Source organism: Azohydromonas caseinilytica (assembly GCF_012927045.1).
Taxonomy (GTDB): domain Bacteria; phylum Pseudomonadota; class Gammaproteobacteria; order Burkholderiales; family Burkholderiaceae_C; genus Azohydromonas; species Azohydromonas caseinilytica.
This window is the reverse complement of sequence record NZ_JABBFW010000008.1, coordinates 81,907-94,156: the sequence shown is the minus strand read 5'-3', so window position 1 is coordinate 94,156 and position 12,250 is coordinate 81,907. Positions and strand designations below refer to the sequence as shown.

General features: G+C 69.1%; 9 protein-coding genes. 6 read left to right on the top strand and 3 right to left on the bottom strand.

Annotation, left to right across the window (positions count from 1 at the left end; all coding sequences use genetic code 11):
* Positions 1–669: 669 nt before the first annotated feature.
* Entirely contained in the window at positions 670–1,671 is a 1,002-nt protein-coding gene (locus HHL10_RS13505; RefSeq protein ID WP_169160894.1) for a ParB/RepB/Spo0J family partition protein, read from the bottom strand.
* A 71-nt stretch (positions 1,672–1,742) separates the two neighbouring features.
* Entirely contained in the window at positions 1,743–2,936 is a 1,194-nt protein-coding gene (locus tag HHL10_RS13500) for an AAA family ATPase (RefSeq protein WP_310734590.1), read from the bottom strand.
* Positions 2,937–3,590: 654 nt separating this feature from the next.
* On the opposite strand from HHL10_RS13500, the gene HHL10_RS13495 reads away from it, so the two are divergent.
* The 6 genes from HHL10_RS13495 to HHL10_RS13470 all read left to right on the top strand — a co-directional run bounded on the left by HHL10_RS13495 (position 3,591) and on the right by HHL10_RS13470 (position 9,963).
* A complete protein-coding gene (locus tag HHL10_RS13495) occupies positions 3,591–4,973 on the top strand; it encodes a replication initiation protein (protein ID WP_169160893.1) in 1,383 nt (460 codons plus the stop codon).
* Positions 4,974–5,187: 214 nt separating this feature from the next.
* On the top strand, positions 5,188–5,802 hold the full coding sequence (locus tag HHL10_RS13490; protein ID WP_169160892.1) for a PEP-CTERM sorting domain-containing protein: 615 nt from the start codon (positions 5,188–5,190) through the stop codon (positions 5,800–5,802).
* A gap of 137 nt (positions 5,803–5,939) precedes the next feature.
* Positions 5,940–7,199 carry an MFS transporter gene (locus HHL10_RS13485; protein ID WP_169160891.1) on the top strand — a complete coding sequence of 420 codons (1,260 nt, stop codon included), beginning with the start codon at positions 5,940–5,942 and terminating at the stop codon, positions 7,197–7,199.
* Entirely contained in the window at positions 7,196–8,242 is a 1,047-nt protein-coding gene (locus HHL10_RS13480; protein WP_169160890.1) for a TolB-like translocation protein, read from the top strand. Before HHL10_RS13485 ends, HHL10_RS13480 begins: the two co-directional genes overlap by 4 nt.
* Before the next feature lie 130 nt (positions 8,243–8,372).
* Positions 8,373–9,455 (top strand): ornithine cyclodeaminase, encoded by a 1,083-nt coding sequence (ocd, locus tag HHL10_RS13475; RefSeq protein WP_169160889.1) that lies wholly within the window; start codon positions 8,373–8,375, stop codon positions 9,453–9,455.
* A gap of 79 nt (positions 9,456–9,534) precedes the next feature.
* A complete protein-coding gene (locus HHL10_RS13470) occupies positions 9,535–9,963 on the top strand; it encodes an Xre family toxin-antitoxin system antitoxin (RefSeq protein WP_169160888.1) in 429 nt (142 codons plus the stop codon).
* Positions 9,964–10,387: 424 nt separating this feature from the next.
* Here HHL10_RS13470 and HHL10_RS13465 read toward each other — a convergent pair whose 3' ends face one another.
* A complete protein-coding gene (locus tag HHL10_RS13465; RefSeq protein ID WP_169160887.1) occupies positions 10,388–12,031 on the bottom strand; it encodes an acyl-CoA synthetase in 1,644 nt (547 codons plus the stop codon).
* Positions 12,032–12,250: the final 219 nt, after the last annotated feature.

The following is a 12,250-nucleotide window of genomic DNA, read 5'->3' as shown; positions in this document are numbered from 1 at the left end:
GGGGGAATAGGCACCGACGGGCCCGCCTTCCATAACGGCAACACAGGTGTGGCGAGCCGGTACGAAGCCACGGCGCAGAGCGGCGTCGGCTCGAACGCGGTCACAGCCCTACTCACATCGGCGAAGAATTACTGCTGCTCGACGCTGCGGCCCACGAGCGAGGCGCCCGTCCGCTGACGAACCGGTGCAGGAGAAGGGCTGGGTAACGGCCATTTCGTCCGGGAACTGCCGCCGTGGCCAGCCGGTGCACCGCGCCCGTGGAAACTTGGTTTCCACGGCCGGGCTGGAGATTGAAAGGGGCACCCATGACGGGCCGCGGGGAAGTGGACGACCGAATGCCGCCGTCGGCCTCCGGGCTCTTGGAACCATTGGGTCAAGTCGGGCGCGTCGGTCGCCGTCGAGCCTGTCTTGTCCAGCCACGGGCCGGCCCTTCGGCGTGCACGGTGACTGCACGGGAAAGATGCCGATCGGAACCGTCCGGTCGCAGCGCAGCGTTCAGAGGCTTTCTACTTCGGGTGTGCAGCAACTGCGGGGAGCAAGCCACCGTACCGGGCAGAGCGTGGTCCCCGGGCCACTCACCGGACTGGAAACCAGGTTTCCAGTCCGGATGACGCTTCTGGGAGTGCGGGTCGGCACGGAGCCCGGTGGAGGCCCCGCACGCCCTGGAAACTAGGTTTCCAGCTTGCGCAGCAGCTTGACCAGCGCGTCTGACAACTCGGCCATGAAGGCATCGTTCGCCACATGCGCCTCCAGCGTCAGCACCGCGCGGCCGCGGTTGTCGCGCTTCCAGCCGCCGGCCAGGCGCCCACCGACGTGGAACTTCTCGGGGACGGATTTCTCGGTGGCGCGCCCCACCAGCTGCGCCACGATCTGCCCCGGGCTGGGACGGCGGCTCATGCGGCGCACGTTCTCGGCACGGCGCAGCACGGTCTTGCGGTCCTGGTCCAGCGCCTGCTGGAGTTCCTCGGCATGGCGCGGCTGGATATCCAGCGGCGTGGCAAAGGTCTCGACGATGGCGGCGGGCAGCTGCGCCACCAGCGTGGCCTTGCGCACCCAGGTGTGGCTCACGCCGATGGCTTCCGCCAGCCGGCGCTGCGACGGAAACAGTCCCGCGTCCAGCGCAGCCAGGTAGGTAATGCCCTGCTCGTAGGCCGAAGGGTCCTCACGCTCGCGGTTCTCGCGGTCCATGGACAGGAACAGGTCCAGATCCGGCATCGGCCCGTCCCACACCACCGCCAGCACCGGCAGGGCCAGCTCCAGGCAGGCGCGGTGGCGGCGGTGGCCGAACACGATCTCGTAGCGCGCGCCGTCCTCGGTGCGGCGCACCAGGATCGGCTGCGCGTTGCCGCCGGCGAGCTCGATGCTGGACTTGAGCCGCGCGAAGGCGGCGGTGGTGAAGGCCGAAGGGTGGCGGTTGGCCCAGCGCGTGGCGTCGATCAGCGCCGGATCGATCCTGACGGTGGGCAACGAGCCGTCGAAGGCCTTGAGCTTCTCGCGCAGCGCCTGCAGCTCCGTCTGCATCGCCAGCATCTCGCTGCGCGCGGCCAGCATCTGGCCCGGCGCGGTGCGCGGCAGCGGGGCCTTGCCGGCCTCGCCCTGGGCGGACCGGGCCTCGATGGATGCGGCCAAGTCCGCGGTGGTGGCAAGAAGCCGCTTGCCGATGCTGCTCATGTGGCGCTCCTGGTTCGATCAATGCTCATGGGATTCGTCATGGTCGGAGTGGAAACCTGGTTTCCACGGCTTCAGGCGGTAGCGGGCGCTGCCGCGACACCGGCGGCGGCGCGGCCGCGCCAGGCCTCGACCACCGACTGCTCCACCAGTTCCACCACGCGGTCATAGGCTTCGGAAGCGCGCTTGTAGGTCTTGGCCGAGCCCTCGTACTTCTGCACGTCGTACACGGTGCCGAACTCGGCCGCCTTGGACGAGGTCACCGTGGTCTTGGGCACCTCCACCGGGAGCAGGTACTCGCCGTAGGTGGCCTGAATCCACTGCCGCACCGCCGGCGCGGCCACGTCGGACTGGTCCACGCGCGACAGCAGCACGTGCAGGAAGTCGAAGGTCTTGCCGCGCTTGGAGGCCTGGTCGAGGTTGCTGCCCAGGTCGGCGAACAGGCTCCAGAACTGCGCCGACGACGCGAAGTCCAGCGCCGAGGGCGGCACCGGCACGAGGATGCCATCGGCGGCCATGAAGGCGTTGATGGTTACGTAGGACAGCGAGGGCGGCGTGTCGATGATGATCACGTCGTACTCCTGGCGCACGCCCTCCAGGCTGGCGTTGAGCACGTCCCAGAAGCGTGCCGTCGGGTCGTTCATCTGCATCGCCGGCAGGCTGAACTCGGCCTGGAACAGCAGCGGCGCCGCCGGCACCAGGTCGATGCCCGGCCAGTAGGTGGGCTGGATGGCGTAGCGGATGTCGTCGGCCTCGCCGCGGCAGATGGGCACGATGGTCATGTCTTCCTCCACCTCCGTCTCGGGCAGGATGCCGAACAGCGTGGAGAAGGAGCCCTGCGGATCGACGTCGATGGCCAGCACGCGGTGCCCGCGCATGCTCAGGCCCTGGGCCAGGATCATCGCGGTCGTGGTCTTGGAGACACCGCCCTTGAAGTTGCCCACCGCGATGGTGATGGCCTGCTGGCCGGCCGGGCGCATGGCCGTGCGGCGGTACTCGCGCGTCCAGCGCCGCACCTCGTCCAGGGTGAACTCGCGCCGCCCGCCGGTGGGCGTGAGCTGCCCGGCGGGCAGGTCGCCCTTGGTGATGCGGTAGGCCACATGCGCCTTGTCCACGCCGCACAGCGCTGCCAGCTGCGTGGCCGTGAAGTTGGGTGCGATCTTGCGCGCCTCGGGCGCCAGCAGCCGCCCGCGGATACCTTCCACCATCCCCGAGGCCCGCGTCGCCAGGCTCGTGATGCGCGCCATGTCGATGACGGGGCGGTTCACCGCCGTGGGCGCCGTGGAAACCAGGTTTCCAGTCCCTTCCGGAACAGTTTGTTCGTTCTTCATCTCTCTGCCGAGTCAACAAAAACAGCGGCAGTTTATGAAAAAGCGTTGAGTCCCCGGAAGAATTTCAGAAGCTGTAGCCATCCTCCCACAGCCGGGAAACGCGCAAGCTCAAATGTGAGAACGCTTGGGATACAGCCGAGCAGGACGCGCGCTGCAATGTGAGCCTGCTTGGGCTTCAGGGTCGGTGGCGGCAGCGCAGACGTGAGCTGTTATGGGATTCAAGCCTCCAAAGGCTTGGTGAAGACCCGCAGCCGGGTGGTTTCCTGCGCGACCGATCCGGCCTCGAAGCAGTTCCAAAAATCGGAAAACGCCGCTGGTTGTGGCCGAAACCCATATCCACTCACAGCGAAGACCAGCCGGGCTCACGCATGGACACCGTAGAACCCCATGTCCACTCACATTGAAGACCAGAAGAGCTCACATCGAATCCCAACTCCACTCACATGAAGCGCGCCAAGTGACTGTCACACATGGCATTTTCGGTACATCAACGTATTTCAAGCTTTTCAACGGAGTTCTTTCAATAACTTCAACGCGCGTTCGTGTGAGATGTGAATTGATCGAATCACAACCCTCGGGCATGATGGCCGGATGGACATCACCGGCGACGACAACGACCCAGCGCATCCCGACATGGCACGTGAAGCCGCGCCAGCCACCGATCGGCGGCGACCGGCGCCGCGTCGCGACGATGCGATGGTCCAGAAGGCCAACGAGTCCATCGCCATCCGGCCCAAGAAGGGGCGGCTGACGCTGCTGTCGCGCCGCATCTACAACGCGCTGCTCTACCACGCGCAACAGCAGGGTGTGGAGGAACACCAGTACAGCCTGCCGCTGGCCACGCTCATCGGCGACGCCCACTTCAACTCGCGCAACGTGGCCCTGCTCAAGGACCACATCCGCGAGATGCAGACCACGCTCATCGAATGGAACTCGGTGGGCGCGGGCGAGCAGCGCTGGACCTCCTCGCAGCTGCTGGGCGCGGTGGAGATCGCCGAGCGCGGCTCGGGCTACCCGGTGATCATCAGCTGGAGCTACCCCGACAAGGTGCGCGAGCGCCTGCTCAAACCCAGCCGCTACACGCGCATCCTGCTGGAGGTGGGCGCGCAGATGCGCTCCTACGCCACGGCGGTGCTGTTCGAGCTGGGCATGCAGTACCTGACCTCGCCCTCGCGGCTGACCATGCGCGAGGACCTGTACTGGTGGGCCTCGGTGCTCACGGGCCGCAGCGACATCGAGAAGGTGGACTACCGCTACTTCAAGCGCGACGTGCTGCGGCCGGCGCTGGCCGAGGTCGATGCGCTGCAGCAAGACTTCGTGCTGGAGCTCATCGAGCACAAGGAAGGGCGCCGGGTGGCGGAGCTGCAGTTCCGCGTGCTGCGTCGCAGTCCGGCGGCGCCGGAAGTGGCGCAGTCCGCCACCTTCGACCTGGAGCTGGTGGAGCGGCTGCGCCAGCTCGGCCTCAAGGACGAGGAGGCCGACCTGCTCTACAACCGCAGCGACGAGGCGCTGCTGCGCGCGACCGTCGAGCATGTGGAGCAGCGCCTGCGCAACACCGCGCTGCCGCCGCTGACCTCTCCTGCGGCCTACCTGCGCGACGCGCTCAAGAAGGGCTACGCCGGCGTCGCGCCGGCGCCCGCCCTGGCCCCGGCCGAGCCGCCGCCCTCGATGGTGCAGGCCTCGGTGCAGGGCATCCGCGACGAGTGGGAGCGCGCCCAGGCGCGCGACTGCGAGGCCCGCTTCGGGGCGCTGCCGGCCGAGGAGCAGCTGCTGCTGCGCCAGGCCTTCGAGGACGAGGCACTGCCTGGCCTGATGGCGCCCATCGTGCGCGCCTGGGAGCGCGACGGCCCGGCCAGCCGCGTCGCCGGGCCGTTGTTCCTGCGCTGGCTGGCTCGGCGCTGGCTCAGCGCCGAACCCACCGAGAAGGACCTGCTGGAGTTCGCCATCGCCCGCGGCATGCTGCAGCTGGGCTGAGCCCCGCCCGGTTGCCATGCCAAGCCGTGGAAGCTGCGCTGGAAACCAAGTTTCCAGCGGCGTGGCGCCGGCCGCCGCATGGCTCGCCGCCGGGTCCTCGGACCCGTGGACCGGGGCTTGGCTGACAGCGGGTTGCAACTGAAGGACGCGAAGGATGGATTTGCGCGGACCGTGTCCACACGATGCGGTCCCCTTGCTCCCAAAGGAGCCGTCCATGCGCATGTTCCTGATCGCGGCCGCAAGCGCCGCCTTGCTGTGCCCGGGCCTGACGCAAGCCGACATTGCCTGGCGCGACGACGCCGCCGGCGTGCTGAAGCTCCAAGAGCGCATCACCCGCACCGGCAACGGCCTCTATGCCTACCACTACACCTTCTCGAACCTGAGCGAGCAGCTCCCGATCTGGTGGCTGGTGCTCTACACCGATGCCACGGCCTTGTCGAGCGCGCGGCCGCTGCGCGACGCCGACCATCCCGGCTGGCAGGCCGCGGTCGTGCCCAACAATCCTGGCCTCGACGTCTACCTGCAGGGTTACCGCAGCGTGGTGTGGACCTACTCCGCGTCGGACCCCTGGCCCGGCCAGACGCCGCGCGGCGTGTACGCCGGGCAGACCGTGGCGGGCTTTTCGTTCGAGTCAGCGTTCCTGGACCGCTCGGTCAAGCACTTCGTGGCTGACCGGCAGGGCGAGTGGGCCGACCCGCGCACGCCCTCGGGCCACCAGAGCTTCAGCTACGGCGGCTTCACCGTGCCGGTGGTGCCCGAGCCCGCGAGCGTGCCGATGTGGTTGCTGGGCCTGGGCGCCCTCGGCTGGGCCGCGCGCCGCCGCCACTGAAGCTCCACCCTCACCAAGCCGGCCGCGAGCCGGCTTTTTCATCCCTTTCAAGCATCCATTCGGATGGGGGATGACGTTGGGCCGCCCTTGCGTCCTTCCGTAACAGTCAAGGGCTGAACACGGGAGCAGGGGAACTCATGTACAGGTTCGATTGGTTCGAGCAGGTCAAGCTCGGCCAGGCGTCGCGTGTCGACGCCGCCGCCGCCGTGCGCGTCAGCCCGGTGGTATGGGGACTGGGCTTCACCAGCCTGCTCACCGACATCTCGTCGGAGATGGTCAACAGCACGCTGCCGGTGTACCTGGTGCTGCACCTGCGGTTGAGCCCGGCGCAGTACGGGCTCATCGACGGCATCTACAACGGCTTCGCCATCGCGCTGCTGGCGCTGCTGGCCGGCTGGCTGGCCGACCGCCACGCGCGGCAGAAGGAGCTGGCGCTGGCGGGCTATGGGCTGTCCACGCTGTGCAAGCTGGTCCTGCTGGTGGCCAGCTCGTGGAGCGCGCTGCTGTGGGTCGTGGGGCTGGACCGCGCCGGCAAGGGACTGCGCAGCGCGCCGCGCGACGCGCTCATCTCGCTCAACACGCCCGCCGGCCAGTACGCCGGCGCCTTCGCCGTGCACCGCGCGCTGGACGCCTGCGGCTCGCTGCTCGGCCCGGTGGTGGGTTTCATCCTGCTGGCCCAGCTGCCCGGCGCCTTTGACGCGGTGTGGGTGACCAGTTTCGTCTTCGGGCTGCTGGGCGTGGCGGTGCTGTGGTTCTTCGTGCCGCGGCCCGCCCCGGCCATGACGGCCTCGCCCGTGCCGGCGCCGGCGCTGGCCCAGGACCTCGCCGGCCGCGGCTGGATCACGCGCCGCTTCCTGGTGCTGGCGGGCTGCGGCGCGCTGCTGGCGCTGGCGACCATCAGCGACGGCTTCCTGTACCTGATGCTGCAGCAGCGCCATCCGGCGGCCACCGGCTACTTCCCGCTCTTCTACGTCGCCACGGCGGCGGTCTACATGCTGATGTCGGTGCCTGCCGGCCGGGTGGCGGACCGGCTGGGCCGCGCGCGCATTTTCCTGGGCGGCTACGCCGTGCTGGGGCTGCTCTACGGCGTGCTCCTGGTTTCCGGCCCGATGAGCGTGCCGGCGCTGCTGGGCTGCCTGGCGCTGCTGGGCCTGTTCAACGCCGGCACCGAGGGCGTGCTCATGGCCATGGCCAGCGCCGAGGTGCCGGCGGCAAGGCGCACCACCGGCATCGCGCTCATCGCCACCGCCATCGGCCTGTCGAAACTGCTGTCCTCCGTGCTGTTCGGCGCGCTGTGGCAGGCCTGGGGCACGCAGGTGGCGGTGTCCGTGTTCATCGCGGCGCTGGCCCTGGCGCTGCTGGCGGCCCACTGGGGCCTGGGGAGGATCTCCAAGTGAAGAACAAGCGCGTATTCGCCTTTTCCGCCCTGTGCGTGGCCGCCGCCGCGGCACTGGGCGGCTACCTGTTCCATGCCAAGCAGCGCCTGGCCGCGCCTGCGTCGGCACCGGCGCTGGTGCAGCAGCCGGTGGCGCCGGTGGCCACGGTGGCGTCCGGCCGCGTCTTCTTCCGCCACACCGGCGTGGACGCGCATTACGGCCAGCTCGCCTGGCGCGAGGCGGCCGGCGAGGGCGGCACGCGCTTCGTCGAGCAGATGAGCTGCGAGGTGGTGCATGTTTCCGGCGGCCGGGGCATGTGCCTCACCGCCGACCGTGGCGTGGTCACCACCTACGACGCCAAGCTCTTCGATGCCGCCACCTTCGCCGTCACCGGCAGCCTCAAGCTGCAGGGCATTCCCAGCCGCACCCGCATGTCGCGCGACGGGCGCCTGGCGGCCTACACCGTGTTCACCGCCGGCCATGGCTACGCCAACCTGGACTTCTCGACGCAGACGCAGATCGTGGACGCCGCCCGCGGCAAGGTCGTCGCCGACCTGGAGAGCTTCGCCATCACCAAGGACGGCCAGCCCTTCAAGCAGCAGGATTTCAATTTCTGGGGCGTCACCTTCACGCCCGACACCAAGGGCTTCTTCGCCACGCTCTCCAGCGGCGGCCGGCATTACCTGATCCGGGGCGACATCGCCTCGCGCAGTGCGCGCGTGCTGCACGACAACGTCGAGTGCCCGTCGCTCTCGCCCGACGCCAGGCGCGTGGCCTACAAGAAGCGCTTCATCGTGGACGGGCGCATCGTCTGGCAGTTCCACGTGCTGGACCTCGCTTCCGGCGTGGAAACCCCGTTGCCCGAGAAGCGCAACGTGGACGACCAGATCGAGTGGCTGGACGACGCGCATGTGCTCTACGCCATGACCTCGCCCGACGCCGGCGCCAGCACCGACGTCTGGACCGTCGCCGCCGACGGCCGCTCCGAGCCGGTGCCGTACCTGCGCAACGCCTACTCGCCGGCGGTGGAGCGCGCCGTGGAGGGCGCCAAGGCCACGCCTTGAGCCACTGAGCAAAACGGCAATCGCGCCTGCCGTTTCGCCAGCGGATGCAGCGTCATGCTGCATTCCTGGCGCTTCCGGCTGGCGTGGGGCTTGGGGAGACTCTTGTCATTCATCAAACGGGAGACAAGAGATGTTGGACCAGCCCCCTTCTACCGCCATTCACACCGCCACCCAGACGCTGTACGTCGGCACGCGCGACATGGTGCGGCTGGTGCAGCGCAAGGGCTTGCCAGCCTGCATTGCCGGCGTGGCCGAACAGCTCCGGCGCGACTTCCTGCGCTGGAACGAGTTCGAGAAGACCGCGCGCGTGGCCAGCCACTCGCGCGATGGCGTGATCGAGCTCATGCCCGTGGCCGATGCCGCGCGCTTCGCCTTCAAGTACGTCAACGGCCATCCCAAGAACACCCGCGAGGGCCTGCCCACCGTGATGGCCTTCGGCGTGCTGGCCGACGTCGCCACCGGCGCGCCGCGGCTGCTCAGTGAGCTGACGCTGGCCACCGCCATTCGCACCGCCGCCATGTCCGCCGTCGCCGCCCAGGCGCTGGCGCGGCCCGACAGTCGCACCATGGCGCTGATCGGCAACGGCGCGCAAAGCGAGTTCCAGGCCCTGGCTTTCCGCGACCTGCTGGGCATCCGCGAGCTGCGTCTCTTCGACGTGGACCCGGCCGCCACCGCCAAGCTCGTCGCCAACCTGGACGGGCAGGGTTTCAGCCTCACCGTCTGCGCCAGCACCGCCGAGGCCGTGCGCGGCGCCGACATCGTCACCACCGTCACGGCCGACAAGACCAACGCCACGATCCTGACGTCGGAGCTGGTCGAGCCCGGCATGCACCTCAACGCCGTGGGCGGCGACTGCCCCGGCAAGACGGAGCTGCACCGCGGTGTGCTGGAGCGTGCCTCGGTGTTCGTGGAGTTCGAGGCGCAGACACGCATCGAGGGCGAGATCCAGCAGATGCCGGCTGACTTCCCGGTCACGGAGCTGTGGCAGGTGCTGGCCGGCACGCGGCCCGGGCGCTGCTCGGCCGACGCGGTCACCGTCTTCGACTCGGTGGGCTTCGCGCTGGAGGACTACTCGGCGCTGAGCTTCGTGCACGACACCGCCCTGGCCCTGGGCCTGGGCCAGCGCATCGACCTGATGCCCCTGCAGGACGACCCGAAGGATCTGTTCGGGCTGCTGCGGGAGGAGAGGGCGGCGGCGGCCGTTATGGTCTGAAACACCGCTTTGGCGGCAAGCAGTGACAGCACATTCGGTTGCGCCACACTGAAGGTTCTGCTTGAGCACGGAGCCCGTGATGCTGCTTGCCTTACCTGAAGCCATCGGCGCCGTACTGGCGCTGACGCCGTTGCCTCAATCCCTGGCGGAGCTGGAGTCGCACGTCACTATCGGGCTGCCGCGGGAAGCGCTCCAGTCCTGCATCGGACAGGTCACGCCGAGCCCTGAAGAGCAGCGACGGCTGCGGCAGCAGATCGTGCCGGATGCGGCAGAGAGGCAAGGACAGGAACGGTTGAGCGTGCGGGCCTCGCAGCGGCTGGAACGGCTGGCGCGCGTGTATGCCACCGCCTTGGCGGTCTGGAATGACGACGAAAGCGCAAGGGCGTTTCTGAAGGCGCCACATCCGATGCTGGAGGGCAGGGCGCCGCTGGATGTCGCGCTTTCGGAGTTGGGTGCCCGGAGGGTCGAGATGCTGTTGGGGCGGCTCTATTGGGGTGTTGCCGCCTGACGCTACACAAGCCGGCCTTGCCGGCTGGCAGCGGCGATGTCGTCATTCCGGCTCAAAGCCATTGCTGCCCATAAAAAATTGTTGGCCATTGGCCGCAAGCCGATGCAGTCCACTGACTACTTCGTCATCCCCGCGCAGGCGGGGACCCAGGCGGTCCCTAGGCCGGCCGCAAGCAGGCTGGCAGGCAAGCGGCCGTGAACTTCGGTCTCGTAGCGCTGCGCCTTGACTCGCGCTCTGCCGTGGGACCGCCTGGGCGCTCGCCAAAGGTGGGCGACTTCGCGGGAACGACGAGGTAGAAGGCGTCGCGTCTCAGCCTTCGAGTCATTCCAACGAAAAAGCGCGCCCCCAGAGCGCTTTTCTCATTGCGGGCCGCTCAACCCGTTGCGTCCCGAACCTTCGGGCGCAACCCGCGGCCCGCTCTCGCTCACCCGATCGCACTGGCCGACTTCAGCGCCTGGCGCAGCACGTACTTCTGGATCTTGCCGGTGGAGGTCTTGGGCAGCTCGCCGAAGACGATGCGCTTGGGCGCCTTGAAGCGCGCGAGCTGGCCGCGGCAGAACTCGATGAGCTCGTCCTCGGTCGCGCCGCTGCCGGGCTTGAGCTCGACGAAGGCGCAGGGCACCTCGCCCCACTTCGGATCGGGCTGCGCCACCACCGCGGCCAGCATCACGTCCGGATGCCGGTGCAGCACGTCCTCCACCTCCAGCGAGCTGATGTTCTCGCCGCCGGAGATGATCACGTCCTTGCTGCGGTCGGTGATCTTGACGTAGCCGTCGGGGTGCAGCACCGCCAGGTCGCCGGTGCGGAACCAGCCGCCCTCGAAGGCCTCCTGCGTGGCCGTGGGGTTCTTGAGGTAGCCCTTCATCACCACGTTGCCGCGGAAGCACACCTCGCCCAGCGTCTGGCCGTCGGCGGGCACGGGCCGCATCGTCTCGGTGTCGAGCACCGTCACGCCCTGCTGCAGCGGGTAGGCCACGCCCTGGCGCGCGTTGAGCCGCGCGCGCTCGGGCAGCGGCAGCCCGGCCCACTCGGGCTGCTGCGCGCACAGCGCCGCCGGGCCGTAGACCTCGGTCAGGCCGTACACGTGGGTGATGGCGATGCCGACGCGCTCGCAGCCCTCGATCACCGCCGCCGGCGGCGCTGCGCCCGCGATCAGGCCCTTCACTTCATGCCCGATGCCCTCGCGCAGCGCCGCCGGGGCGTTGATCAGCATGGCGTAGACGATGGGCGCGCCGCACAGGTGCGTCACGCGCTGCTCGCGGATCAGCGGCCAGACCAGCGCCGGATCGACCTTGCGCAGGCACACGCTGGTGCCGGCGACGAGCGCCATGGTCCAGGGGAAGCACCAGCCGTTGCAGTGGAACATCGGCAGCGTCCACAGGTACACCGGGTGGTGCGGCAGCGTCCAGGCGATGGCGTTGTTGGCGGCGTTGAGATAGGCGCCGCGGTGGTGCGTGACCACGCCCTTGGGGTTGCCGGTGGTGCCGGAGGTGTAGTTCAGCGCGATGGCGTCCCACTCGTCCTGGGGCAGCGTCCACGGCGCGGCCGGGTCGCCCTCGGCCAGCAGCTCTTCATAGGTGATCGCGCCCAGGCGCTGTCCGGGCGGGGCCAGCTCGTCCTCGACCTCGACCACCAGCGGGCGCCGCTCGCCCAGCAGCGCCAGCGCCTTGGCGATCACGGGCGCGAACTCGCGGTCGGTGAGCAGCACCCTGGCCTCGCCGTGCTGCAGCATGAAGGCGATGGACTCGGCGTCCAGCCGCGTGTTGAGCGTGTTGAGCACCGCGCCGGCGGCGGGCACGCCGAAGTGGGCCTCGACCATCGCCGGCACGTTGGGCAGCATCGCCGCCACCGTGTCGCCACGGCCCACGCCGCGCCGCTGCAGCGCGCTGGCCAGGCGGCGGCAGCGCTCGAAGGTCTCGCCCCAGGTCTGGCGCAGCGCGCCATGCACCAGCGCCACGCGCTGCGGATACACGTAGGCCGCGCGCTCGATGTAGCTCAGCGGTGAGAGCGCAACGAAGTTGGCCTCGTTCTTGTCCAGTCCGATCTCGTAGGGGTTGACGCGCGTCATCGGTGCTTCTCCTCTGGCAGCGGGCCCGCCGGCCCGAAAACAACCAGGAAGCATGGCGCAGCAGACTTACACAAGCTGGCAAGCGTCCACGGCCCGTGGGGTGAAGGCCGCGGCCCGCACCGGGCGCGCCGTGCAGGCCTTCGCTGCCATTGACCCAGCGCAACCCGGCGCCGATGGGCCCGCCGAGTCCCGCGAGGCTTGCGGGCCGTCAACGCGGCG